Source organism: Labrenzia sp. VG12, assembly GCF_002237595.1.
Taxonomy (GTDB): domain Bacteria; phylum Pseudomonadota; class Alphaproteobacteria; order Rhizobiales; family Stappiaceae; genus Roseibium.
Genome location: NZ_CP022529.1, coordinates 1,804,293 through 1,828,485 on the forward strand (window position 1 = coordinate 1,804,293; position 24,193 = coordinate 1,828,485).

Genomic DNA, 24,193 nt, shown 5'->3' on the forward strand with positions numbered 1-24,193 from the left:
CGACGCGGACCTGTCCAGATCCAGCCCGTCTCGGGTCAGGCGAGCCGTTCGGCCACCAGGTGCCAGTGCCAGGAGCCCGGCTTGCTGTGCAGCTTGTCTTCCAGCGAACGCAGTTCAAAGCCGTCGAAAAGCGCCACCAGTTCAGCCGCGTTGCAATAGAAATGCGGGTGGTCCTTGTCGTCGTCGCCCTCGCGCACATAGGTGTCGGGCGCGACCTCGGTTCCCAGTCCGAAATTGCCGTTCCGCTTGGACAGCATGGTGCCCTGGTAGACGCCACCCGGCTTCAGAACGCGGGCAATTTCCGAAATGGCCTTTTTCACGATATCCGGGTCACCGTGATAGATAACGTTGAAGGATAGAACATAGTCGAACGTGTTGTCTTCAAAAGGCAATTCCGTCATCGGCGCCAGTTGCGCGGCAACCTCCACGCCGCCAGCCTTCGCGCTTTTTTCAAGCTCCTGCAAGCCCGCCTCGGACAGGTCGACCGCGTGGGTCTCGAAGCCCGCACGCGCAAAGGCAAGCGCATGACGACCGACACCGCAGCCGAGATCCAGCGCCTTGACCGGTCCGTCCTGCTGCAGGGAAGCGATCAGCATGGCCACATCGTCGGCCGGCTTGAGCCAGTCCGCACGGCCCGCTTCGGTCTGCCAGCGTTTGTCCCAGGCAAAATGCGCCGTATCCGTGCGCTCCAGGGTCTGTGTGTCACTCATTGAGAAGTTCCTTCCAAAATCCGGCTTCGGGCGATGCTGCCGAGCCGTTCAACAAGAAGCACCAGCACGAAGATCATCAGGATGATGGTCATGGCGAGCTGGTAGTCGAAGAAATCCATCGCCACCTTCAGTTCGATGCCGATCCCGCCTGCCCCGACAAGGCCGAGCACGACAGAGGACCGAGTTGCCTTTTCCAGGGCAAACAGCGAGGTGGTGATGAACGAGGGCATGGCTGCCGGAATGACCGCGCAGAAGATCGTGTCGGTCCGGCTGGCGCCTGCCGCAGTCAGAGCCTCGCTCGGCCCCTTTTCGACATCCTCCATGGCTTCGGCGAAGAAGCGGCCGCAGAAACCGATCGTGTCGACCGCAATCGCCAGCGTGCCGGCAAAGGGGCCGAGACCGACCGAAATCACAAACACCAGGGCCCAGACCAAGTCCGGAACCGTCCGGAACAGGGCAATCAGGAGACGCGACGCCGTATAGACCGATCTGGACAGGATCCCCTGCCGCGTCAGCCCCTTGGCGGCCAGAATGGCGAGCGGCACGCTGACCACGACACCTATGATCGTACCGGCCAGCGCCATTTGAAAGGTTTCGACCAGCGCACCGGAGAGCTGCGGCAACCGCTCCAGGGACGGAGGCCAGGCCCGTGACAGGAAATCGGCCATTGCCGGACCACCGGATACGAGCGCGGAGAAGGACCAGCCAGCCCCCTGAAACGACCAGATCACGAAGGCGGCGAGCGCCACGTAGGCCGTGAACTTGAACACACCCGGTCGCTCGAACCGGTCGGGCACCTGACGGGATTTGATGTTTGCTGTCTCAGCCATAGTGCTTGCCCATATCGGCCGCGTTCAGCGCACCGCTTCTCTCGTCCAGCACGATCGCGCCCTGCTTGATGGCCAGAACACGGTCCGAATAGTCGAGCGCCTGCTGCACATTGTGCGAGGTGAACAGGAGCGTAATGCCTTCTTCACGGGTCAGCTGGTGAAAGAGATCCATCACCTCCTGCCCGGCGACCGGGTCGAGACTGGCCACGGGCTCGTCCGCCACGATCATCTTTGGCTGCTGCATCAGAGCCCGGGCAATCGCGACGCGCTGAGACTGGCCACCGGACAGCTGATCCGCGCGTTTCAGCGCGTGGTCAGCCAGGCCGACACGTTCCAGGCAGGCCATGGCCCGGTCTCTCAGACCGGAGGTGGCCAGAAAATGGGTCCAGCCACGCACCCCGCCCCTGCGGCCGAGATTGCCGTGAATCACATTTGTCAAAGCCGACACACGCGGCACGAGATTGTGTTTCTGGAAAACAAAGCCGACATCGGCCCGGACGGTCCTGAGCTGACGCAACCCGGCGCTTGTAATGTCCTGATCAAAAAGCGAGATGGATCCGGTCTCCGGCTCCAGGAGGCGCAGGGCACACCGTAGAGCGGTCGACTTGCCTGCCCCGTTCGACCCGATCAGGGCGACGGATTCCCGTTGATGAACGGCAAAGGAAACGCCGCGCAACACCGGCCGGTTCTTTCCGAAGCTCTTGCAAAGCCCCGTCACTGACAGCTCGCAGGCGCGCGAGGCAATCTCTTTGGCAACGGGAACCACCGGCGCCGGAGCGCCGATGGTCTGAAACTGGGCCTGGGCCATTATTCGCCGATGAAGTTGTCGTATTGCGGGAAGCCGGCGGTGGTATACATGGAGCGCACCAGGTCATAGGCACCATCTTCGATGGCAACCAGGTCCATGCCGCCATACTTGTCATTCTCTTCATGCGCGAGAATGCCGGCGATGATCGCATCCTTGTTGTCCAGGATGGCCTTGCGCACGCCTTCGGCCTTGGCCGGGTCGACATGGGAAGCAACCATCAGCATGTCGTTCGGCAGATCGCCGGACCGTGCGATCACGCGGAAGAAACCGTTCGGTACGCTCTCGTCCTTGTTACGCACCCGCAGCCAGGAATTGTGGTTGGTGCCGATCGCCGCGACGTCGCCCTTCTTGAGGGCTTCATGCGCAATGTTGCGAGAGGTGTGCAGCTTGTTGACGTCCTTGACCGGATCAACGCCATAGTCGGCCATCAGCTGCATCGGGCACAGCATGTTGGATGTGGAACCGATGTCACCGAAGGCAACCTTCTGGCCTTTCAGATCGGCCGGGCGGGTGATGCCGCTGTCGGCACGAACGACGATCGCACAGAAGTAGTCCGGACGGCCGAGACCGATCAGCGGGGTGGCTTCCGTCAGCTTGTTGATGACGATGTATTCAGCCGGACCGGTGACGACAAAATCAACGCGTTTTGCGCGCAACGCTTCGGCGGCTGCCGTCCGGCTGGTGACCGGAAAGAACTCGAATGTGTGGTCGGTGGCATTTTCCAGAGCCTGCTTGAACGGCCCCCATTCCAGCTGCAAGCGCTCAAGGCCCTCAACGTCGGTGACGGCAAGTTTGAATGTGTCGGCAAAAGAAGACGTAAGCGATACAGCCAGGGCTGCAGCCGCGATGGCGGCGGTTTTCAAAAAACGCATGTCGGAAGCTCCTGTTGTTGCCGGGTCAGGTCCGGCAAGGCGCGTGGAGCGTAACGACAAGAGCGGCGTCGAAAATGAACTTATTGTGTAGAAATGACGACAATTACGACAGTAAAACTGACCTGATTTCCAATGACACAAAATACAATTTGATATTACGCTTCAGATTCATGATTTTATTTTTTCACCGGCAAACAAATACATCGAGACTGTCGTAAAACTTCATAAAAGTATAATCATATAGACATCTGCCAAGCGCAGATTTTTGCTAGGTCGCACTCCGGTTTTGGAGGGCGTAATGCTTGTCATTGAGCAATTATCGAAGAAATTCGGGGACCTGACCGCAGTGGACGCAGTGTCCCTGGCAATCCCCAAGGGACAGATGGTAGGCGTCATCGGACGCTCGGGCGCAGGCAAGTCGACCTTGCTGCGCATGATCAACCGGCTGACAGATCCGAGCACCGGCACGATCGTCAATGACGGCCAGGATATCACCGCCCTGAAAGGCCGTGACCTGCGCCTTTGGCGGGCCTCCTGTGCCATGATTTTCCAGCAGTTCAATCTGGTGGAACGGATGGATGTGCTGACCAATGTCATGGTCGGCCGCATCGCCCATACGGGTTTCCTGCGCTCCATGAGCCGCAGCTTTACCGACGAGGATCGGACACGGGCCATTGAGGCGCTGGATCGGCTGGATCTCGCCCCCCAGGCCCTGCAGAGGGCCGGGACGCTGTCCGGCGGCCAGCAACAGCGTGTCGCCATTGCCAAGGCACTGGTTCAGAACCCGCGCATCATGCTGGCAGATGAGCCCATCGCTTCGCTCGACCCGGCCAATGCCACCCGCGTGATGGACGCGCTACGCGAAATCAACCGAACGGACGGTCTCACGGTGCTGGTCAATCTGCACACGCTGGATACGGCCCGCGCCTATTGTGAACGCATCATCGCCATGCGCGATGGCCGGGTGCATTTCGATGGCACGCCGGAGGCGCTCACGACCGAACGCGTCCGTCAGATCTATGGCACCGACACGCTTGGCGCCGACATCGACGAGAGCGTGACTTCTACCGCAATCACAGACGTTTCGTCCCAGCCCGCCAGGCAGGCGGTTGGGGCCTGACCGCGCCAGGCCGGGCTTCCCGATCAAGCGCAACAGGGCGGCATGTGCCGCCGATGAGCCGGATATCCGGCGCAACAGGAGCATCACCATGAAGGCACTCTTCGCAGCAGCAGTTTCCGCAGTCGTTCTGGCCGCCTCCCCGGCCCTGGCTGACAGCTGGAAAGACCAGTACAAAACCCTCAAGTTCGGCATTCTGTCCGGCGAAAACGAGAAAGACCGGATCGCTCGCTACAAGCCATTTGAAGAATATCTTGAAAAGGAACTCGGCGTCGAAGTCGAGATCTTCACCGCCGGCTCCTATGACGGTGTGATCCAGGCGATTGCCGCCGACCAGATCGAATTCGCGTTCCTTGGCTCGTCTTCCTATGCAGCTGCCTACACCGAAACCAATGGCGGTGTCGTTCCGCTCCTGACCCGTCTCAACAAGGACGGTTCCACCGGTTACTACTCCGTCGTGATGGTTCGTTGCGACAGCGGCTACACCTCCCTGGACGATCTCAAAGGCAAGGTCCACGCGTTTGCCGATCCGGATTCCACGTCGGGCTTCGCCGTGCCCTACTTCAACATGGTTCAGCAGGGCTACGACCCGAAAACCCACTTTGCCGCCATCCCGTTCTCCGGTGGCCACGAGACCGGCGTTCTCGGTGTTGTCAACAAACAGTATGACAGTGCCGCCACCTGGCAGAACAACGCCACCGATGGCCGCTGGCAGCGCATGATCACCAAGGGCATGATCGAAGAAGGCGTCGTCTGCCCGATCTGGGAAAGCCCTGAAATCACGAGCGGCCCGTTCACCGCCCGCGTCAATCTGCCGGCAGAGTTGATCGCCGACATGACCGTTGCCGTTGAAACCATCCCGGAAAAAGATCCGGCGGCCTTCAACTCCATGCGCGGCGGAGACGACAGCCCGCAAAAGGGTTGGAAGCGCGTCGACCATGAGCGCTACCAGTGGATCGTCGACATGCGCGACTGGCTGAAAAAGCAGCGCCGCGGCGGCTAAGCCAACCACACGAGAAAGGCGCCGGTCGGCGCCTTTCTTGCCCCTCATCCCCTTTTACGGCATTCCCATGACGGCTCTTTCTCCGGCGATCGACCAGTTCGAACGCGACTATGCTGCCGCGCGTAAATCTGCGCTGCGCATCAACACGGTCTCGACAGCGCTCTTTGCGGTCTGTTTCGTGGCCGCCGCCTGGATCGGCGGATTTTTCGACATGACCGACGTGACGCTCTCCAATGGCGACCGGGTCTCCATGTGGAAAATCTGGGCCGGTTTGCCGCGTCTTGGGGAATATCTCTACAAGACCTTGCCGGTGCTCCATTGGGAGACGCTCGGATCCGACATTGCCAACTGGTTCTGGCGCTGGAAGGTCTGGCTGCAGCTTCTGCTCGAAACGATCCTGATTGCCTATATGGCAACGCTCTTCGGTGTGGTTGGAGCTTTTCTACTAAGCTTTCCGGCCTCCCGGAACCTTGCACCCAATCGCTTTGTGCTCAATCTGACCCGGCGCTATCTGGAAATCGTTCGTACGGTTCCGGAACTCGTCTGGGCCCTGATTTTCGTTTTCTGTTTTGGCGTCGGTCCACTCGCTGGGGTCCTTGCCATTGGCCTGCATGCCACCGGCGCGCTCGGCAAGCTCTATTCCGAAGCCAATGAAAATGCGGACATGCGGCCGCTGGAGGGCATCAAGGCCTCCGGCGGATCCTGGTTCGACCAGATCAGATACGGCATCGTCCCCCAGGTCGTTCCGAACATCATCAGCTACACGTTGCTGCGGTTCGAAATCAACGTCCGGGCGTCTTCCATTATCGGCTTCGTCGGCGCCGGCGGCCTTGGCCAGGAAATCCGGGTCGCCATGTCCTTGCAGGAATACACGGATCTCTCCGCGCTCTTCCTGATCATCTTCGTCACCGTGATCGTGATTGACACGGTCAGTGAAAAAGTTCGCCACCGCATCATCGGCCTGACCGGCAAGGGAGTATGATCATGAACAAGACACCTCTCTCCCTTGACGCTGCCAGGGACCTGGTACCCGGTGCCTTCGGGATGCCGCTTCAGGCGAAACTTGTCAGGATCGCCGCCTGGTCCGTTTTCGCCGCCCTGACCGGCTGGTGCCTGTGGGCGTTCGACTTCTCGCCTGGGCGTATCCTGGAAGGTCTGACACGCTTTGGAAACGTGCTCTCCTTCATGTTTCCGCCCCATATCTGGACCACGTGGCAGGACTGGAGCGAAATTCTCAAGGGTCTCGGCGAAACGGTGGCCATGGCTTTCATGGGCACGATTCTGGGGGCCATCATCGCCTTCCCGCTCGCCTTTCTGGGCGCCAAGAACATCATGCCCTTCAGCTGGCTGCGCCTGAGCGCCCGGCGCGGCTTCGACGCCCTGCGCGCTGTCGAGCAGATCATCCTGGCGCTGATTTTCATCCGCGCCTTCGGTCTTGGTCCGCTGGCCGGCATCCTCGCCATTGCGGTCTCGGAAATCGGCACCTTTTCAAAGCTGTTTTCGGAAGCAATCGAGAACACGTCCAAGAAACCGGTCGATGGTGTCAAGGCTTCCGGCGGTGGCAACTTGCAGACCATCCGCTTCGCCATTCTGCCCCAGGCCTTGCCGGTGATCCTGTCGATCATTCTCTACAACTTCGAATCCAACACCCGCTCCGGCACGATCCTGGGCATCGTCGGCGCCGGCGGCATCGGCTTCCTGCTCGCCGACCGCATCAGCGCCTACAAGTGGCCGGAAGCGTGGACGATCATCTTCCTGATCATCCTGACGGTTTACGTGATCGACGGCTTTTCCGGGTTCCTGAGAAAACGGATCATTGGCGGTCAGGAAAACGGGCGGCAGGGGTGAGTTCGGAGCCGTCTATTCGGAGAGTTGTAGCTAAGTCCTGAACTAGCCCAAAGGTCACGGCATGGATCCCATGGTCAAGCCATGGGATGACGAAGGTGGGGGAAGTCAGAGTGACGAACCCTACGTCGTCATTGCAGGGCTTGACCCTGCAATCCAGGCCGTTGCTTTTCCAATCCTACTCAGTATTTCACCTCAAGAATTCAAAAAGCGTCTCAGATCGAACCACTCCGGATTCATTCCCTCAATGAGTTCAGTTTTCCATTTGCGTGGCCAACTTTTGATCGCTTTCTCGCGCGCAATCGCCTGCGGGGCGTACGGGTGCTCCTCATACCAGACAAGCCGTGTGGCGCCGTATCGGGCTGCGAAGCGAGAGCCTTGTCCTGTTTCGTGCTGGTATATTCTGTAGGCCAAGTTGTTGGTCACGCCTGTATAGAGCGTCCCGTTTTTACGGCTGGCGAGCATGTAGACCCAGAACCGTTTCATCCAATGATAGGAAACGGCCTGGATTGCAGGGTCAAGCCCTGCAATGACGCAGTTAAAAAATAGCGGCTTCAGGCTTTCACCCTACCTTCGTCATCCCATGGCTTGACCATGGGATCCATGCCGTGCCCTAACCTCGGAAACACCACCAGATAGGTGCCACAGCGTTCCTAAAGCACCCGCTGTCCGGCCCGCCAGGCCTGCTTGACGAAGGGATGACCGTCATGCAGCCCGACATGCAGCAGATCGGCGCGTTGCCCCTGGGCGATTTCACCCCGATCCGTCAGGCCGGCCACACGTGCGGGCGTCTTTGACACCATGCGCACGGCCCGCGGCAGGTCGACGTCGAGGGCCTCTTCCGCCGCGATCATGAAGGCGCTGTCCAGCAGCGAACGCGGAACATAGTCAGAGGCCAGAATGTCGACCAGGTTCTCCGCCATCAGATCGCTGACAGCGACATTGCCCGACTGGGACCCGCCCCGGATGATGTTCGGCGCGCCACCGACGACATGCATGTCATGGCGTTTTGCCTTGCGCGCCGCCTCCTGCGTGCAGGGGAACTCCGAAACGGAGATGCCCTCGGCCAGAGCCTCATCGATATGTTCCAGCTCTGTGTCATCATGGCTGAGCAGCGGCAACCTGTGCGCATGAGCGAGAGCAACGACCGCCGGGCGCACCCTGGCGCTGATATCGTCTGAGAAGTTCAACAGCTCCTGCACCGCCTGTTCGACCGTTTTGCGGCTATCACCCGTTTCGGCCATCCGTCGCTCGATATAGCCATCGATATTCTTGCTCTGACGCCGGCCCGGCAGGTGCTCCATCACCGAGACCATGCGGACAATATTCTTGCCGATGTTTTCTTCCGTCAGGGTGGTTGCTTCTTCGTCCGTGATCTCGCAGCGCAAATGCACCAGATGCTCGGATTTGAGCATGCCGGCTGCCTGGGCCTTTTCCAGAGCATCGATCATCGGTGCCAGGATCTCGCGCCGTTCCGGGTTCTTGATGGTCGCGCCCACACACAGGCTGTCGAACACGGTGGTGATGCCACTGCCGATGATCTGGGCGTCATGCGCCATGGCAGCCCGCAACGGGTCCCAGCGTACATGGGCGCGCGGAAAGACGTGTTTCTCAAAATGGTCGGTGTGAATGTCCACCAGACCCGGCACTAGATAGTCACCATCAAGGTCGAGACCGGATTGCGGTGCAGCGCCTGTATCGACCGCAACGATCTTGCCATCGGCGACGGACAGGTGTCCCTTCACGACCTCATCACCCAGCACGATCCTGGCGTTTTTCAAGATAGTCACTTCGCTGCCGGTCGGCACCTGTTTGTCGGCAAAGGTCATGCGGGGTCCTTCCAGCATCGGACCAGCCCGAAGGAAGCGGCGCTGGTCCTGTTCATTGCGGTGAAGAGGCCTTCTACTCCCTTTCCCGGCCAGGAATGTGACAGTTTCGAAAAGAGAACGTGACAGGCTTGTTGATTGTCGGATTATCAGTGCGCCCCTAGCGCACCATGGTCAGCCGGTCCCAGTCGGCATAGTCCGGCGAGCCTTCCCGGCGGATCTCCCCCTGGTAGCCGAACTCGACCATATGCACCATGACCGAACTGTCTCCGGCCAGGATCACGGCGTAGGCCTCCGGCAGGTCGGACGCACTCAGGCTCCGGTCATTTCCGAAATCCGGCCAGCCCGCATGGTTCGTGCCCCGCGGCGCACTGAACGGCACCCCGTGGAGCGACCCGCAGAGCGGCAAGTGACAATGGCCGTGGAAGATGTGCCGGATCTTGCGGGCATGCCGGGCAATGAGCTCACCAAAGGCCTCCGCCTCCTGCAACATGATCTGGTCCATCGGTGCAATGCCGATCGGCACCGGATTGTGATGCATGAACAGGAACACCGGTCCTTCCAGACGCTCCAGCTGCGTTTCCAGCCAGGCTCTGCGCGTTTGGCAGTAAAAGCCGGCATGGCTGTTCGGTCCCCAGCTGTCGAGGACAATCCCCGTCCCGACAGGAAGGTCAAAGACCGATTGCACGAAACCATTGTCGTCTGCTGTCTCGGGAAAGACGGAGAGGAACACATCCCGCTCGTCGTGATTGCCGATGCACAGGTGAACCGGGAACGGAACCGGCGCCAACATTTCCTTGAGCCGCACATAGTCTTCCCGATCACCCCAGTCAGACAGGTCGCCCGTTATGACGAGTGCATCTGCGTCGCCATGCAGATGAACGGCATGCGCCAGGGCCTTCTGGAAATTCGCGTTTGGTTCCCGGTCGCCGATGGTCTCACCCGGTTTTGTCAGGTGAATGTCTGTGAGTTGAAGAAGTTTCACCGCTTCCTCCAGATTGCTGTTGTGAATGAAAAAACGCCGCCCGAAACCGGGCGGCGTTTCCTGAAAGTGCGGATCAGTTGGCGGACGGCAGCAGGTCCTGGACTTCTTCGTGAAGCGCTTCCTGCAGTTCGCTCATGTCGTCATATTCACCGGTCACGACGCCTTCGATGCCGTCATAGATCACCTGGGTGATAGCAAGGCCGTTGTCGCCCGGATAGGCCTGCCAGTCGCGCAGCAGCGGCAGCTGGCGCACGGCGGTTTCCTTGTTCGGGTTGTCCTTGTAGAAGTCGGCCAGGATCACCTCGTTGGCGGCCTTGTTCGGCGGCATGTAGCCGGTGGTGCGTGCGACTTCGGCAGCGCCCTGACCGGAGGTGATGAACTTCAGCCACTTCCAGGCAGCGTCCAGTTCTTTCGGGTCTTCCGAGGTCGAGACCAGCAGAGCAGCGTTGCCACCAGCCGGCAGGCCCTTCGGACCCGTTGCTTCCAGACCCGGGAACTCGTTGGTCTTCAGAACGAAATCGCCTTTCGCGCGTTCAACGGCACCCAGAGCGGATGTCGACCAGAACATCATGCCGATTTCGCCAGCGGAGAAGGACGCCAGAGCGGCTTTCCACTCGATGTTCTGCATGTCGCAACCGCGGAACAGGGACTGCATGGTTTCCAGCGACTTAAGGCCTTCCGGAGAGGAGATCTGGAAGTCGTTGCCTTCCATGGTCGGCTTGTCCTGGGACCACATCAGCGCCTGCAGGAACCAGTTTCCGGTGATGTTCCAGCCCCAGAACATCGGGTTCTTGACGCCGGCTTCGCGCAGCTTTCCGCAAGTGGCAACAACCTCTTCCCAGGTCTTCGGCAGCTGGTCCGTGGAGGTGATACCGGCCTTGGCCATCACGTCCATGTTGTAGTAGCCGACCGGCAGCGAGACGGAGAACGGCAGGCCGTAGATGTCGTCGTTGAACGTGCCCAGCGCCAGCATGGCATCATGGTAGCCGTCCTTGGCGAAGTCTTCTTCCTTCAGGATGAACGGCTCCAGCGACTTGGCAATGCCTTTGTCGACCAGGATCGCCTGACGGTTCAGACCCTGCATGGTCACATCCGGCAGCGTGCCGGCAACGGCTTCGCGCAGGATCGTGTTGGTACCGTCTTCATAGGATTCGTAAGCGGCGCGGATTTTCACCTCGATGTTCGGATACTGCTCGTTGAACATCGGCAGGATCTTTTCATAGGTCACATCGAAGAGATGCGAATAGGGATAGGCGAATTCGATGGTGATCTTCTCGTCCTGAGCCTGGGCAGAGCCGGCGGCCAGAAGAAAAGCAATTGCAGTGAGACACTTTTTCATGAAACTCTCCGTGGTGTTGCCACGGGTGCGGCCCGGTCGCCAAACTGTCCGCACCCGGATGATCCCTTGCAGGATCAGGTAACGGGGCCGCCTCCAACGGGCGGTCCCGCCTCAAAACCTCTTGCGGTCATTTCATCCCGCTCAAGGTAATTCCCTCGATGAAGCGCCGCTGCGCGACCAGAAAGGCCACGATCAGCGGCAGGACGATGATGGTCGCTGTCGCCATCATCGGACCGAAATTGTCGCCATCCGCGTCGCCCTTGAATTCACGCAGGCCCAGCGGCGGCGTGAACAGGCTGCGGTCGCCGGTGATGACAATGCGCGGCCAGAAATAGTCGTTCCAGTGCGCCACGACCGAGAAGATGGCAAAGGCCAGGAGTGCGGGGATCGCGGTCGGAAGCATGACGTTCCAGATGATCGAGAATTCACTCATCCCGTCCATGCGCGCGGCATCAATGAGGTCGTCCGGCACGGTCATGAAAAACTGGCGCATCAGGAAAATGCCGAAGACCGAGATCGTCCAGGGGATGACAAGCGCCGCGTAGGAATTGGTGAGACCCAGTTTCGCCAGCATGATGTAGAGCGGCAGGGCAATCGCATGCACCGGGATCAGCAGGCAGAACAGCACCAGGCCGAAGACCGCCTCCCTGCCCCAGAAGCGCAGTTTTGCAAGCGCATAGGCGCAAGGCAGCGCGACGAGAACCTGAATGAAAAAGATCGAGGCGGTCACCACCACGCCGTTGAAAAGATAGCGCAGAAGCGGCGCCTTCTCGAAGGCCGTAGAGTAGTTGTAGATGACCGGCGTCACCATGCAGTCGGCGACATCCCTGCCGAGCTTGATGCAATAGTCGTCCCGGAACAGCTCCTGCGCGCCGAAGAAACCGCCGGTGTTCTGCATGATTTCCGCCGGGCTTTTGAAGCTGTAACTGACCATCACGTAGAAGGGCAGCAGCACAATCAGGCTGCCGAGGATCAGCACCACATGTTTCAGAGTTTCGGCAGAAGAAAACCGGAAGCTCGGTACGCTCACCGCGCCGGGTTGCGAAAGGGCTGTGTCGCTCATGAATAATGCACCCGGCGTTCCACCAGCCAGCGCTGGATCAGGGTCAGGAACATGACGAAGCCCAGGAAGACCACGGTAATGGCAGCGCCGATGCCCATCAGGTTCTGCTGAATGGCCTTTTCATAGATGGCGAACATCATGACGTAGACCGATTTGGAAGGACCGCCGCCTTGCGGATAAAAGGCCTCGACCGTGTCGAACACCTGGAAGGAGCGGATGAAGGAGATTGTCACCACAAAGACCGTGGTCGGGCCGAGCATCGGCCATTTCACCAGCCGGAACCGGTCCCACGCCGTCCTGGCGCCGTCCATCTCGGCAGCGTGATAGAGCTCTCGCGGGACCGATGTCAGTCCGGCAAGATAGAGCACCATGTTGAACCCGAAGCCTTGCCAGACCCCGATAAAGGCCACCGTCCAGATCGCATAGTCGCGGTCGGTCAGCCACAGCGGAAAACCTCGTTCGCAACCATGGGCAAACCAGCCCCAGGCTTCCAAAAATGAGCCGCAGCCGCGTTCCAGCGTGGAATTGACAATGCCGATGGTCGGATGAAACGCGAATTCCCAGACAATCGCCATTGCGATCAGGGCCGCCATCACCGGCAGGAAGTAGATCGTCTTGTAGAGATCGCCGAAGCGGTTCGTCGAATTGATCAGCAAGGCCGCCCCAAGACCTAGCCCGACGGACAGCGGCACCACCACGAAGACATAGCGAAAGGTGGCGCCGAACATCTTCTCGTAGGTCGATCGGGTGAAGATCTTTTCGTAGTTCTCCAGCCCGACAAACTCCGCCCCCGGATTGCCGAGGCTATAGCTGGTGAAACTGAGTCCTGCGGCGACCAGAATGGGCAGCAGCAGGATCAGCACCATCAAAATGAGCGCCGGTCCGACAAACCACAGATGGGCCCTGCTATCCGGCATCAGGCCACCTCCGCCACTTCGCTGGCTGGAACTGCCAGGTCAAGGCGCTTGCCGTCCTTGCCGAAGACCATGGCCTGCCCGTGCAATCTGTGAAAGGACCGGGTTTCTCCGATGGAAATCTCAGCGCCTTCAACCGGTGAGACACGCACCACCAGCCGCTGCGCCCCATCCAGAACGGAGACATGCAGGTAGATATCGGCGCCGAGATTTTCCTTGTGCGCCACGCGGCCGCTCAGGGATTCCGACGCACCCCTGTCGCAAAGGGCAAGGTGCTCCGGTCTCAAGCCGAGGGTGACACAGCCGACGACACCATTGGCGGCAGCACGGGCGAGAACCATCTCCCCGCAACGCGCATGCCCCGCCTCATCCAGCGTGCCCGGCAACAGATTGATCTTCGGTGCCCCGACAAATTCCGCAACACGAATGTCCCGCGGATTGTTGTAGATCTCGTCCGGCGCGCCGAGCTGGAGGATATTGCCGTCCATCATGACAGCCATCCGGTCCGACATGGTCAGGGCCTCGGCCTGATCATGAGTGACATAGACGAATGTGGTCTTGAGCGAGCGGTGCAGCTCGGCAAGCTCCGATCGCATGTGAATGCGCAGCGCGGCATCCAGATTGGAGAGCGGCTCATCCATCAGGAAGGCCACCGGCTTGCGCACCATGGCCCGGCCCAGCGCCGCACGTTGGCGCTGCCCGCCTGAGAGCTGCCCCGGCTTGCGATCAAGAAGATGATCGATCTTCAGGATCTTCGCCGTGTCCTCGACCTGGCCGAGAATGGCGCGATAGGCGCCACGTGCCATCAGGGGCCCCAGAAACGGCAGCCGCTGGACCATCGACAGGTCCCGCAATTTCAACGGGGTCATCATGTTCTGCGCGACAGTCAGGTGCGGATAAAGCGCATAGGACTGGAACACCATGGCCAGGTTCCGGTGAGCCGGGCGCACGTTTGTGACATCCCTGCCCCCGATCTCCACGCGTCCCGAAGTCGGCGCCTCAAGGCCAGCCAGAATGCGAAGAAGGGTGGACTTGCCACACCCTGATGGTCCGACCAGCGTCAGGAATTCACCGTCGGCGATGTCGAGATTGATCCCCTCCAGAACCCTGGTCGCGCCGAAGCTCTTTTCGATTGCCGATAAGGATATGGCTGTCATCTATGCCCCCAATGTCTGGCGGGCACACTAGGGGCACCGGTTGAACCGTCTGTGACGTAATATTAGCGTCGCTAATAGGAGCTACGGTTTGGCAGCGCAGATATTATGGAACTGTCATGAACGCCTCCCCAAGCCCCTACCAGATCAAGGCTTTCACCTTTGCCGCTCGCGAAGAGTCGATCTCAGCTGCCGCGAAGGCACTCGGCGTCACGCAATCGTCGGTGACACAGCACATCGCCAAGCTGGAAACCCGGATGGGCACACAGCTCTTCATCCGCCGTCGCTCAGGCCTGGAGCTGACCCGTGCAGGAAAGGAGCTTTTTTCCGTGTCAGACCGGCTGGCGACCATGGAGCAGCTGGTCACCGAGAAGATCAGCGACTACAGCGCCCTGACCGACGGACACATTCGCCTGATCGCAAACGCGCCGCGCCCGGCCATGCCGATCATCGCCCAATACGGACGGCTTTTTCCGCAGGTCCAGATCGATTTCACCCTTTACAACTGGACCACGGCCATGACCCTTCTGGCCGAGCGCCAGGTGGACATCGCCATCGTGACGGACCCCGAAGAGAGCCCAGCCCTTTTCACGCACGAGCTCAGACGGTCCAATTACAAGGCCCATATGCTGAAAAGCCATCCCCTGGCCGGGCGCAAAAAGATCTTGCTCGCCGATCTTCAGCATGAGACCCTGGTTCTTCCCGAAGATGGGTCTCTCACCCAGAAAGTCGTTCGAAGAAAGTTCAGGGAACATGAGGTGCGCCTGCCCCGGATCCTGCGCACCACCACTTTTCCGATGGTCAAGGAAGCCATCCTGCACAATCTTGGTATCGGCCTATTGTTGGAAAACAGCCTTTTCCCGTCTGACAAACTGACCGCCGTCTCCGTCACAGAAATGCCGGAAGGCTATCGCGACTGCATTGCAATCCCCGCCGACAAGCGAGAACTGCGTTTGATCAGGAGTTTTCTGGATGTTGCGGTCGAAGTCCGGGCCGGCGGCGGAATGTGAGAGATCTGCGAAACGGGTGGCGCCGCCTGGATGCGCTCAAGCAGGCTGTAGGCCGATAGCGCAATCAAGAATGGTGCAGCTGAGCGGAGCGAACTGGAACCGCGCTCATGTTGCGCAAAGCGCGATAGCGCAAACAAAACCGCGCTCAAGCAGGCCGAAGGCCGATAGCGCAATCAAGAATGGTGCGGGCGACGGGACTCGAACCCGTACAGCCTAGGGCCGAGGGATTTTAAGTCCCTTGTGTCTACCAATTCCACCACGCCCGCGGATCCCATTCCCCTAGCTGCCTTGCAAAAAAAGCGCAAGACGCAAGGCCGGCAATTGCGGTTTCCGGGCGCCGCTTTCCACGTTCGCGTGTTTTTGCATCAAGTGACGCTGGAAATTGGCGGCTTTGAACGGTATGTGGAAGGGTAATCCAAGAACAATGCGCAGGCAGCGACCATGCCGGGTCTAGCAGCCACGCAGATAAGTGCGAGACACGGACACCCCATGGTCAGCTATATCGACGCCGCCGACGCTCCCCTGAAGAACACCGGACAGGTGCGCCTTTACGGGCCTGAGGATTTTGAGGGCATGATGCGCGCCGGGCAACTGACGGCGGCTTGCCTCGACGAGCTGGCCTCCATGGTGAAGCCGGGCACCACCACCCAGGAAATCGACGATTTTGTCTACCAGTATGGCCGCGACCACAACGCCCTGCCGGCAACGCTGAACTATCGCGGCTATACCAAGTCCAGCTGCACCTCGATCAACCACGTTGTCTGTCACGGCATTCCGAACGACAAGGCGCTGCGCGACGGCGACATCGTCAATATCGATGTGACTTTCATTCTCGACGGCTGGCACGGCGATTCCAGCCGCATGTATCCGGTCGGCCAGCTGAAACGCGCTGCCGAGCGCCTGATCGATGTCACTTACGAATCCCTGATGCGCGGCATCGAGGCCGCCAAGCCGGGCAACACCACCGGCGATATCGGCCATGCCATCCAGACCTATGTCGAGGCACAGCGCTGTTCCGTGGTGCGCGATTTCTGCGGCCACGGTCTCGGCCTTCTGTTCCACGACACGCCGAACATCCTGCATTACGGCCGCCCGGGCGAAGGGGTTGAGCTCAAGCCCGGCATGATCTTCACCATCGAACCGATGGTCAATCTCGGCCGCCCCCATGTCAAAGTGCTGAGCGACGGCTGGACGGCGGTCACCCGCGACCGCTCGCTGTCGGCCCAATTCGAACATTCCATCGGCATCACGCCTGAAGGCTGCCAGATCTTCACCACCTCGCCGGGTGGCCTCCACAAGCCGGGACGGCCGAACGACTGACAGGAGTAAATGGACCAGAAGTCTTTTGATGGCATTGCCGGCTCACCTGAACCGGACCACAAGGGCCACCGCCAGCGACTGAGAGAGCGGTTTCGTAAAACCGGCGAGCAAGGGCTCGCCGACTATGAGCTTCTGGAATTCCTGTTATTTTCTGCCCTGCCCCGCCAGGACACCAAGCCGATCGCCAAGGCCATGCTGCAACGTTTTGGCTCCTTTCCTGCCGCGCTTGCCGCTCCGCGCGAACGGCTGAAGGAAATTCCAGGCCTGTCCGACATCAGCATCGACACGCTCCAGGCAGTTCATGCCGCGATTATCCGCTACCACCGTTCCGGTATCACCGAAAAAACCGTGTTGGAATCCTGGCAGGGCGTGATCGACTACCTGCAGGCCGCCATGGGCCAGAACAATATCGAGCAGTTCCGGGTACTGTATCTGGACAAGAAAAATGCACTGATCGCCGATGAACTCCAGCAGACCGGTACGGTCGATCATACGCCGGTTTATCCGCGCGAGGTCATTCGGCGAGCGCTTGAGCATGCGGCCACGGCGATCATCCTGGTCCACAATCATCCATCCGGCGATCCGACGCCGTCCCGGGCCGATATTCAGATGACCCGGAAGATCATTTCGATAGCTGAGCCTCTGGGCATCACCGTGCATGATCACATCATCGTCGGCCTACGTAAAAATGTCAGTTTTCGAAGTCTTCAACTGATCTGATCCAAACACCGCCCAGGGCCTCGTCTCGAAATCTGCAAAGCTCTTCATCGACCTGGAGAAAAAAGATCGGCACCTTTTTCGGTTTACCGATATTTTACTATAGTTCTGCGGCATTCCTTAACCGAGTTCGACAATACTCTGCCCGAAGCAACTGGGCAGGTGCATGTACAAATCGTCCAAAAACTCTGGCGGCCGGATAGCAAACGCGATCATCATCCCGATGGTCGTGGTGGTCATCATTTCGGTTTTTGGCATTTTTGGCCTGATGCACTGGTCTGCCAGATTGTCGGACGAAACCGCGGAACAGTCCCAGCACAAGCTCATTGCCGGCGCGCTGCAATTGACCAAGAACTACCTGGTCAAACTGCAGAACGGCGTGGTCATCTGGGACGAGGCCTATCACCGGATCAACCAGCCGGATCCCGATCAGAGCTGGATCTATGACAACATCATGCACTGGCTGTTCCAGAACCATGGTTTCACCAAATCCGTTCTGATCAACCGCGACTTCGAAGTCGCCTCCGTCTATGCCCAGAACCACACCAGCAAATGGATGGACGACCAGCTCTTCAGAGACCTGTCGCCGTCAGTTGCCAAGGTCAGGGCCCGCTATATCAACTCCTTCACGCGCACCCCGTCCGGCCTGTACAGTTTCGTGCCGCAGAGCAGCGACGCGCGCCGGTCGATCGCCGAAACGGGGGTTGTCGCTCTGGCCGGCGAACCGCATCTGTTCAGCGCGGCCGCGGTCATGCCGCAGATCCAGTCAATTGCAAAAGAGCGTTTTCCGCCTTCGGTTCTCGTCAGCCTGGTGCCATTGCGCGGCGAAAAGCTGAAGGACATTTCCGAAATGTCCCGGCTGGACGGCTTTGTCCTGACCAATTCCCAGACCGGCCGGGATGGTGTTGGCCGCTATCAGCTGCGGTCACCACGCAATGCGGATATCGGTATGATCGCCTGGCAAACCACGCAGCCGGGCACCCTGATGCTGCAGCGGATCAACCCGTTTCTGGCGCTCGCAGCGTTCATGATCGCAGCCGTTGTCATCCTGGTGACGCTGTTCACGCGCCAGATGACCCGGCGCCTTGCTCACAGTGAAGCCAAGGCGGTTCATGCCGCCCGTCATGATGCGCTGTCCGGCCTGCCCAACAGGGCCCGCTTTCATGCGCTTCTGACCGACACGCTGGAAGAGAGCATTCACAGGCAAAGCAACACGGCCGTCGTCTATATCGACCTTGATCACTTCAAGGATATCAACGACACGCTGGGGCATTCGGCCGGCGACAAGGTCATAGTCGCGGTTGCGCAACGTCTGAAACGGGTTATCCCGGAATCCGGCATCGTTGCCCGCATCAGCGGCGACGAATTCGCCATGGTCATCAAGGACTGCGAAGATGATGTCTGGCTGGAATATGTTCTGGACCAGGTACAGGATGAAATCGCCCGCCCCATCATGATCGGACGCCGGGAACTTCACGCCAGCCTCTCGATGGGTGCTGCCATCGCCCCGCGCGACGGCAATGATCCTGACGAACTTCTGCGCAAGGCCGACATCGCCCTTTACGATGCCAAGGCCAATGGCCGCAATCGGCGTTCCTTCTTCGAAGCCAACATGGAACACCATGTCCAGTCCAAGGACAGGCTGTCCCGCGAACTGCGCCTAGCGCTTAAAAACGACGAGCTGGACCTGGCCTACCAGCCCCAGACCGACACCAGCGCCGAGCGGATCGTGAGTGTGGAGGCCCTCGCCCGCTGGACCAAGGAAGACGGCACCGTCGTCTCTCCCGCCCAGTTCATTCCGGTTGCCGAGGAAACCGGCCTGATCAACGATCTGGGCCTCTGGGTCCTGAACAAGGCCTGCGCCCAGGCCCATGAATGGCCCGGCATTGTCATGTCGGTCAATGTATCGCCCAACCAGTTCAAGCATCCGCGCTTCGTGGAAAAGGTGATGGCGATCCTGGCTTCCAACAACCTGCCGCCGCAGCGGCTTGAAATCGAGGTCACGGAAACCGTCTTTGCCGGGCGCAATGACTCGGTTCTGAAGGCCTTGCGGCGCCTGAAAAACCTTGGTGTCAAAGTGGCACTGGATGATTTCGGCTCCGGCTATTCAAGCCTCAGCTATCTGCGCCGGTTCCCGTTCGACACGCTCAAGATCGACCGGGATTTCGTCTCCGACATGAATGGCAACGAGGAAGCGGAAGCCATTCTCGTGTCGATCATCCAGCTCGGCAAGGCGCTTGGCATGACCATCGTTGCCGAGGGTATCGAAACCCTTGAGCAGATCCGTTTCCTGCAGGCCCATGACTGCCACAGGATGCAGGGCTATTTCATCTCCAAGCCGCTGCCCGAAGCCGCCCTCACCAAGTTCCTGGAAGACTTCAATGGCGATGGCGGCACGTCTGGTTTTGGCGCTGATCTCAGCTACCAGGCGCAGGTGGCGAAGGGCTGAACGGCCACTGAGCTGCCCCAACTAGAGCATGCTCCTGAGCAAGACATATGAGCTAATTCGGCAGGTTGAATGCCGCCAGTGCGCCGATAGAAAAAGAAATTCCCAGCGTCCATACATCGAACAGAAGCATCGGCCAACGCCTTGTCACATTTGAAATCGAGGGGAAAAAATAGAAGAGCACCCCATCCTCGATTGGACCTCCAAATGCGGTTTGCACTTTTCTTCGAATGGTCCAGCCACAAAAATATCCTGCCGCAGGAATAAGCAAAATGGTAAGCTTTGAGCCTGTAATTTCGTGAAGAAAATAAGCAGAAAGCAATGCCGCTCCAAAGAGAAAAACAGAAGGCAAAGTATCGTCAAGTTCTTTTTTCGTGGGCGTTTCGAACTTGAACAGTCCGGATTTCCATTTTCTGTAAAACTATGGAAAGCCGCCTTGAACCTGCAAAGCCAAAATAAAGAAAAATGGGGCGGGAACTCCAAGGAAAACAGCCAGCTTATGGAGAAAAACATCCAAAAGGTCAGTCTCCCGCAACACCCAGTCGCTTGACCAGTTTGCTAGAAAACGCAGCAAAGCTTCTGAAAGGCGCTGTTTCGGCGTGTTCAAGCCAGGCCGTTGTCTTCTCCGCAGCCATCACCCTAAGCCCGGCTGCCCCGAATTCTGCCCGCACCATATCCTCGAACCAGGCCGCATGCTGGGCCCGGCGCCGCTCGCTCAATCGGCCGCAGTCTTCCAGAAACACCTGGTGCCGGTTCAGCTGGCTGACCAACTCGTCAATGCCTGTCTGGTTTTGGGCCGAGACTTCGCAAACAGGTACCTGCCAGTCCTCTGCTGTTGATCGGCTCAGGGACAGCGCGCCCTTCACATCCGACGCGGCCCGGCGCGCCAGGACCTCCATGTCGGCTTTGGTCACCGCGACGACATCCGGCAGTTCCATGATGCCGGCTTTCATGAATTGCAGGCTGTCGCCGGAGCCCGGCTGAATGCACAAGACAACACTGTCGACCGCCTGTTTCAGATCCCCTTCCGACTGACCTATGCCGACGGTTTCAACGATCACCCGATCGCAAACCGCTCTTAAAAGCGCAATGGCAGCCACCGCTTCGTCGGAAAGACCGCCGAGCCTGTCGCGCGCAGCCATGGAGCGGACAAAAACGCCGTCATCATCCGGGTCTGTCTTCAGTCGTGTGCGATCCCCCAGAAGGGCGCCCCCCGTCAGCGCGGACGACGGGTCGACCGCAAGCACGCCAACCCGAAGCCCGTCAGCGCGGAATGCGCTGATCAGGGCATCGGTCAGACTGGACTTGCCGACACCAGGAGGTCCTGTCAGACCCAACACGTGGCCAAGGGGCCTGTTTGCGACGTCATCCAGAAAAGCCGCGGTTACCGGATCTGCTGCGTGTGTTTCCAGACGGGTAAGCACCCGCGACAGCAGACGTTTGCCCCCTGCGCGCAGTTCGGCCAGATCCGGGAAGGAGCCGCTCACCTGCGCGGCTCCTCAAACAGGGCTCGGGTCAGCAAGACCACTCAGCCCGCGGTTTTCTTCTTGAGCGCCGCCTGAGCGGCGGCCAGGCGGGCGATCGGCACGCGGAACGGCGAGCACGAAACATAGTCCAGGCCCACGCCTTCGCAGAAGGTGATCGAGGCCGGGTCGCCGCCATGCTCACCGCAAATGCCAAGCTTGATGTCCGGGCGGGTCGACCGGCCGCGCTCCACGCCGATCTTGATCAGCTCACCGACGCCCTCCTGATCGAGCGACACGAACGGGTCCTGCTCCATGATCCCCCGGCTCTGATAGGTGCCGAGGAACGATGCCGCGTCGTCGCGCGAAATACCGAAGGTCGTCTGTGTCAGATCGTTGGTACCGAAGGAGAAGAACTCGGCGGACTGTGCGATCTCGGCCGCTTTCAGAGCCGCGCGCGGCAACTCGACCATGGTGCCGATCTGATAGGTCAGTTCCGCGCCGCTTTCCTCCATGACGGCCTTGGCCATGGCCTCGATGCGCTGACGCACCAAATCGAGTTCGCCTTTCAGGCCAACAAGAGGCACCATGATTTCCGGAACAACCGGTGCTCCGGTGTCCTTGGCAGCCTGGACGGCGGCCTCAAAGATTGCGCGAGCCTGCATTTCCGCAATTTCCGGATAGGACACCAGCAGGCGGCAGCCGCGATGGCCAAGCATCGGGTTGAATTCCTCCAGCGCCAGCGCCCTGTCGCGCAGGCGCTCCGCATCGGCGCCCATCGCCGTTGCGACTTCGGCAAGCTCCTCATCCGATTTCGGCAGGAACTCGTGAAGCGGCGGATCGAGCAGGCGGATGGTAACCGGCAGACCGTGCATTATCTCGAACAGCTCGATGAAATCCTGCCGCTGCATCGGAAGCAGCTTGGCAAGCGCCGCCCGGCGCCCCTCTTCCGTTTCCGCCAGGATCATCTCACGCACCGCAATGATACGCTCACCTTCGAAGAACATGTGCTCCGTGCGGCAAAGACCAATGCCCTCCGCACCGAATTCACGCGCCACCTTGGCATCCTGAGGCGTTTCGGCATTGGTGCGCACGCGCATGCGCCGTCCTTTGTCAGCCCAGCCCATCAATGTGCCGAAATCACCGGAGAGCGTCGGCTGAAGCATCTTCACTTCGCCCAGAAGGACCTGGCCGGTTGCCCCGTCAATCGTGATCGTGTCGCCTTCCTTCAGCTGCCGTCCCGCAGCATTGATGACGCCATTGCGATAGTCGATGCGAAGCATACCGGCACCGGCCACGCAGGGCTTGCCCATGCCGCGTGCCACCACGGCCGCGTGGCTGGTCATGCCGCCGCGGCTGGTCAGGATGCCCTCGGCGGCATGCATGCCGTGAATGTCTTCAGGGCTCGTCTCCACGCGCACCAGAATGACCTTGCGGCCGTCGGCCTTGGCCTTTTCCGCTTCGTCGGAGGTGAACACGATGGCGCCGGACGCAGCCCCCGGAGAGGCCGGCAGACCGGTCGTGATCACGTCGCGTTCAGCGTTCGGGTCAATGGTCGGGTGCAGCAACTGGTCGAGCGCGCCCGGCTCCACCCGGCCGATAGCGACATCTTCCGACAGCAGGCCTTCAGCGACCATGTCGACCGCGATCTTCAGGGCTGCCTTGGCCGTCCGCTTGCCATTGCGGGTCTGCAGCATCCAGAGCTTGCCCTTCTCGATGGTAAACTCCAGGTCCTGCATATCCCTGTAATGCGCTTCCAGCTTGTCGCAGTAGCTCTGGAACTCAGCAAAGGCTGCCGGCATCAGGCTTTCCAGAGATGGATTGGAAGAGCCCGCCTCAATTCGTGCCTTTTCGGTGATGTCCTGCGGTGTGCGGATACCAGCGACCACGTCCTCGCCCTGGGCATTGACCAGAAACTCACCGTAGAGCGCCTTTTCACCGGTGGACGGATTGCGGGTGAATGCGACACCTGTTGCCGAATCCTCACCCATATTGCCGAACACCATGGCCTGGACATTGACGGCCGTGCCCCAGGACGCCGGCAGGTCATGGAGCCGGCGATACGTCACCGCCCGCGGCACCATCCAAGAGCTGAAAACGGCTCCGACTGCGCCCCAGAGCTGCTCCTGGGGATCCTGCGGGAACGGCTTTTCCAGTTCCTCTTCCACCAGTGCCTTGAATTGCTCGATAATGCCGAGCCAGGCATCCGCGTCGATTTCCGTATCGAGCGTAAGCTCGTTGCGCTCCTTGTAGTCTTCGAGGATCTCCTCGAATTCGTGATGGTCAAGCCCGAGCACCACGTCGGAATACATCTGGATGAAGCGCCGGTAGCTGTCATAGGCAAAACGCCGGTCGCCGGCCTCGACAGCCAGGGCCTCGACAGTCTCGTCGTTAAGGCCGAGATTGAGCACCGTGTCCATCATTCCGGGCATGGAAACCCTGGCGCCCGAGCGCACCGACAATAGCAACGGCCTGTCGGTGTCACCGAATTTACGTCCCGTGATCGCACCGACTTTTTCAACGGCTTCCGCGACCTGGGCGGCCAGTTCGTCCGGATAAGATTTTTCGTGCGCATAGTACCAGGTGCAGACTTCGGTGGTGATCGTGAAACCCGGTGGGACCGGCAGTCCAAGACTGCTCATTTCGGCAAGGTTTGCGCCTTTGCCGCCGAGCAGATTGCGCATTTCCGCAGCACCCTCGGCATCGCCATCACCGAAACTATAGACCCATTTGGTCATCTACCACTCTCCTCACCTGGGCATCCGGAGACC

The 24,193-nt window shown here is 59.7% G+C and carries 22 protein-coding genes and 1 tRNA gene; 8 read left to right on the top strand and 15 right to left on the bottom strand.

The window, feature by feature from the left end; all coding sequences use genetic code 11:
• Positions 1-35 precede the first annotated feature (35 nt).
• From CHH27_RS08350 to CHH27_RS08365, 4 genes are read right to left on the bottom strand one after another with little or no spacing between them, the layout of a single operon-like run.
• Positions 36-710 carry a class I SAM-dependent methyltransferase gene (locus tag CHH27_RS08350; protein WP_094071177.1) on the bottom strand — a complete coding sequence of 225 codons (675 nt, stop codon included), beginning with the start codon at positions 708-710 and terminating at the stop codon, positions 36-38.
• A complete protein-coding gene (phnE, locus tag CHH27_RS08355; protein ID WP_094071178.1) occupies positions 707-1,540 on the bottom strand; it encodes a phosphonate ABC transporter, permease protein PhnE in 834 nt (277 codons plus the stop codon). The genes CHH27_RS08350 and phnE (CHH27_RS08355) overlap by 4 nt, the downstream gene beginning before the upstream one ends.
• Entirely contained in the window at positions 1,533-2,348 is an 816-nt protein-coding gene (locus CHH27_RS08360; protein WP_094071179.1) for a phosphonate ABC transporter ATP-binding protein, read from the bottom strand. The genes phnE (CHH27_RS08355) and CHH27_RS08360 overlap by 8 nt, the downstream gene beginning before the upstream one ends.
• Positions 2,348-3,220, bottom strand: coding sequence for a phosphate/phosphite/phosphonate ABC transporter substrate-binding protein (locus CHH27_RS08365; protein WP_094071180.1), 873 nt, complete (start codon positions 3,218-3,220; stop codon positions 2,348-2,350). Before CHH27_RS08365 ends, CHH27_RS08360 begins: the two co-directional genes overlap by 1 nt.
• A gap of 298 nt (positions 3,221-3,518) precedes the next feature.
• On the opposite strand from CHH27_RS08365, the gene phnC reads away from it, so the two are divergent.
• The 4 genes from phnC (at position 3,519) to phnE (CHH27_RS08385) (ending at position 7,188) form a co-directional block, all read left to right on the top strand.
• A complete protein-coding gene (phnC, locus tag CHH27_RS08370) occupies positions 3,519-4,340 on the top strand; it encodes a phosphonate ABC transporter ATP-binding protein (RefSeq protein ID WP_094071181.1) in 822 nt (273 codons plus the stop codon).
• A gap of 88 nt (positions 4,341-4,428) precedes the next feature.
• On the top strand, positions 4,429-5,340 hold the full coding sequence (gene phnD, locus CHH27_RS08375) for a phosphonate ABC transporter substrate-binding protein (RefSeq protein ID WP_094074602.1): 912 nt from the start codon (positions 4,429-4,431) through the stop codon (positions 5,338-5,340).
• A gap of 37 nt (positions 5,341-5,377) precedes the next feature.
• Positions 5,378-6,322, top strand: coding sequence for a phosphonate ABC transporter, permease protein PhnE (phnE, locus tag CHH27_RS08380; protein WP_247646206.1), 945 nt, complete (start codon positions 5,378-5,380; stop codon positions 6,320-6,322).
• 2 nt (positions 6,323-6,324) lie between these two features.
• Positions 6,325-7,188 (top strand): phosphonate ABC transporter, permease protein PhnE, encoded by an 864-nt coding sequence (gene phnE / locus CHH27_RS08385; protein ID WP_094074603.1) that lies wholly within the window; start codon positions 6,325-6,327, stop codon positions 7,186-7,188.
• 192 nt (positions 7,189-7,380) lie between these two features.
• Here the strand turns inward: phnE (CHH27_RS08385) and CHH27_RS08390 are convergent, their stop codons facing one another.
• The 7 genes from CHH27_RS08390 to CHH27_RS08420 form a co-directional block, all read right to left on the bottom strand.
• Positions 7,381-7,671 carry a GIY-YIG nuclease family protein gene (locus CHH27_RS08390; protein ID WP_094071183.1) on the bottom strand — a complete coding sequence of 97 codons (291 nt, stop codon included), beginning with the start codon at positions 7,669-7,671 and terminating at the stop codon, positions 7,381-7,383.
• A gap of 167 nt (positions 7,672-7,838) precedes the next feature.
• Positions 7,839-9,014 carry an alpha-D-ribose 1-methylphosphonate 5-triphosphate diphosphatase gene (locus tag CHH27_RS08395; RefSeq protein WP_094074604.1) on the bottom strand — a complete coding sequence of 392 codons (1,176 nt, stop codon included), beginning with the start codon at positions 9,012-9,014 and terminating at the stop codon, positions 7,839-7,841.
• Between the two features lie 157 nt (positions 9,015-9,171).
• A complete protein-coding gene (locus CHH27_RS08400; RefSeq protein WP_094071184.1) occupies positions 9,172-9,996 on the bottom strand; it encodes a phosphodiesterase in 825 nt (274 codons plus the stop codon).
• A 73-nt stretch (positions 9,997-10,069) separates the two neighbouring features.
• The gene (locus tag CHH27_RS08405) at positions 10,070-11,335 is read right to left on the bottom strand and encodes an extracellular solute-binding protein (RefSeq protein ID WP_094071185.1); all 1,266 of its coding nucleotides are present in this window, start codon (positions 11,333-11,335) and stop codon (positions 10,070-10,072) included.
• A gap of 127 nt (positions 11,336-11,462) precedes the next feature.
• Positions 11,463-12,398, bottom strand: coding sequence for a carbohydrate ABC transporter permease (locus tag CHH27_RS08410; protein WP_094071186.1), 936 nt, complete (start codon positions 12,396-12,398; stop codon positions 11,463-11,465).
• The gene (locus tag CHH27_RS08415) at positions 12,395-13,315 is read right to left on the bottom strand and encodes a carbohydrate ABC transporter permease (RefSeq protein WP_094071187.1); all 921 of its coding nucleotides are present in this window, start codon (positions 13,313-13,315) and stop codon (positions 12,395-12,397) included. The genes CHH27_RS08410 and CHH27_RS08415 overlap by 4 nt, the downstream gene beginning before the upstream one ends.
• The gene (locus CHH27_RS08420; RefSeq protein WP_094071188.1) at positions 13,315-14,469 is read right to left on the bottom strand and encodes an ABC transporter ATP-binding protein; all 1,155 of its coding nucleotides are present in this window, start codon (positions 14,467-14,469) and stop codon (positions 13,315-13,317) included. Before CHH27_RS08420 ends, CHH27_RS08415 begins: the two co-directional genes overlap by 1 nt.
• A 116-nt stretch (positions 14,470-14,585) precedes the next feature.
• Between CHH27_RS08420 and CHH27_RS08425 the strand changes: the two genes are divergently transcribed.
• The gene (locus CHH27_RS08425; RefSeq protein ID WP_094071189.1) at positions 14,586-15,476 is read left to right on the top strand and encodes a LysR family transcriptional regulator; all 891 of its coding nucleotides are present in this window, start codon (positions 14,586-14,588) and stop codon (positions 15,474-15,476) included.
• A 180-nt stretch (positions 15,477-15,656) separates the two neighbouring features.
• Here CHH27_RS08425 and CHH27_RS08430 read toward each other — a convergent pair.
• A tRNA-Leu gene (locus tag CHH27_RS08430) sits at positions 15,657-15,742 on the bottom strand.
• A gap of 223 nt (positions 15,743-15,965) precedes the next feature.
• Here CHH27_RS08430 and map point away from each other — a divergent pair.
• From map to CHH27_RS08445, 3 genes are all read left to right on the top strand, one after another.
• Positions 15,966-16,796 (top strand): type I methionyl aminopeptidase, encoded by an 831-nt coding sequence (gene map, locus CHH27_RS08435; protein WP_094071190.1) that lies wholly within the window; start codon positions 15,966-15,968, stop codon positions 16,794-16,796.
• A gap of 9 nt (positions 16,797-16,805) precedes the next feature.
• Positions 16,806-17,516 carry a DNA repair protein RadC gene (gene radC / locus CHH27_RS08440; protein ID WP_094071191.1) on the top strand — a complete coding sequence of 237 codons (711 nt, stop codon included), beginning with the start codon at positions 16,806-16,808 and terminating at the stop codon, positions 17,514-17,516.
• A gap of 163 nt (positions 17,517-17,679) precedes the next feature.
• Positions 17,680-19,962: a bifunctional diguanylate cyclase/phosphodiesterase gene (locus tag CHH27_RS08445; RefSeq protein ID WP_094071192.1), complete on the top strand. Its 2,283-nt coding sequence runs from the start codon at positions 17,680-17,682 to the stop codon at positions 19,960-19,962.
• A 52-nt stretch (positions 19,963-20,014) separates the two neighbouring features.
• On the opposite strand, the gene CHH27_RS27590 is transcribed toward CHH27_RS08445, so the two are convergent.
• From CHH27_RS27590 to ppdK, 3 genes are all read right to left on the bottom strand, one after another.
• Positions 20,015-20,281 carry a hypothetical protein gene (locus CHH27_RS27590; protein WP_157738804.1) on the bottom strand — a complete coding sequence of 89 codons (267 nt, stop codon included), beginning with the start codon at positions 20,279-20,281 and terminating at the stop codon, positions 20,015-20,017.
• 199 nt (positions 20,282-20,480) lie between these two features.
• Entirely contained in the window at positions 20,481-21,446 is a 966-nt protein-coding gene (gene meaB, locus CHH27_RS08450; protein ID WP_094071193.1) for a methylmalonyl Co-A mutase-associated GTPase MeaB, read from the bottom strand.
• 41 nt (positions 21,447-21,487) lie between these two features.
• Complete coding sequence (gene ppdK / locus CHH27_RS08455) at positions 21,488-24,160, bottom strand: pyruvate, phosphate dikinase (protein ID WP_094071194.1); 2,673 nt, start codon at positions 24,158-24,160, stop codon at positions 21,488-21,490.
• Positions 24,161-24,193 lie beyond the last annotated feature (33 nt).

Coding starts and splice junctions, on each gene's coding strand:
- CHH27_RS08350 (WP_094071177.1), bottom strand. CDS start 710: ATGAGTGACACACAGACCCTGGAGCGCACGGATACGGCGCATTTTGCC.
- phnE (WP_094071178.1), bottom strand. CDS start 1,540: ATGGCTGAGACAGCAAACATCAAATCCCGTCAGGTGCCCGACCGGTTC.
- CHH27_RS08360 (WP_094071179.1), bottom strand. CDS start 2,348: ATGGCCCAGGCCCAGTTTCAGACCATCGGCGCTCCGGCGCCGGTGGTT.
- CHH27_RS08365 (WP_094071180.1), bottom strand. CDS start 3,220: ATGCGTTTTTTGAAAACCGCCGCCATCGCGGCTGCAGCCCTGGCTGTA.
- phnC (WP_094071181.1), top strand. CDS start 3,519: ATGCTTGTCATTGAGCAATTATCGAAGAAATTCGGGGACCTGACCGCA.
- phnD (WP_094074602.1), top strand. CDS start 4,429: ATGAAGGCACTCTTCGCAGCAGCAGTTTCCGCAGTCGTTCTGGCCGCC.
- phnE (WP_094074603.1), top strand. CDS start 6,325: ATGAACAAGACACCTCTCTCCCTTGACGCTGCCAGGGACCTGGTACCC.
- CHH27_RS08390 (WP_094071183.1), bottom strand. CDS start 7,671: ATGAAACGGTTCTGGGTCTACATGCTCGCCAGCCGTAAAAACGGGACG.
- CHH27_RS08395 (WP_094074604.1), bottom strand. CDS start 9,014: ATGACCTTTGCCGACAAACAGGTGCCGACCGGCAGCGAAGTGACTATC.
- CHH27_RS08405 (WP_094071185.1), bottom strand. CDS start 11,335: ATGAAAAAGTGTCTCACTGCAATTGCTTTTCTTCTGGCCGCCGGCTCT.
- CHH27_RS08410 (WP_094071186.1), bottom strand. CDS start 12,398: ATGAGCGACACAGCCCTTTCGCAACCCGGCGCGGTGAGCGTACCGAGC.
- CHH27_RS08415 (WP_094071187.1), bottom strand. CDS start 13,315: ATGCCGGATAGCAGGGCCCATCTGTGGTTTGTCGGACCGGCGCTCATT.
- CHH27_RS08420 (WP_094071188.1), bottom strand. CDS start 14,469: ATGACAGCCATATCCTTATCGGCAATCGAAAAGAGCTTCGGCGCGACC.
- CHH27_RS08425 (WP_094071189.1), top strand. CDS start 14,586: ATGAACGCCTCCCCAAGCCCCTACCAGATCAAGGCTTTCACCTTTGCC.
- map (WP_094071190.1), top strand. CDS start 15,966: ATGGTCAGCTATATCGACGCCGCCGACGCTCCCCTGAAGAACACCGGA.
- radC (WP_094071191.1), top strand. CDS start 16,806: ATGGACCAGAAGTCTTTTGATGGCATTGCCGGCTCACCTGAACCGGAC.
- CHH27_RS08445 (WP_094071192.1), top strand. CDS start 17,680: ATGTACAAATCGTCCAAAAACTCTGGCGGCCGGATAGCAAACGCGATC.
- ppdK (WP_094071194.1), bottom strand. CDS start 24,160: ATGACCAAATGGGTCTATAGTTTCGGTGATGGCGATGCCGAGGGTGCT.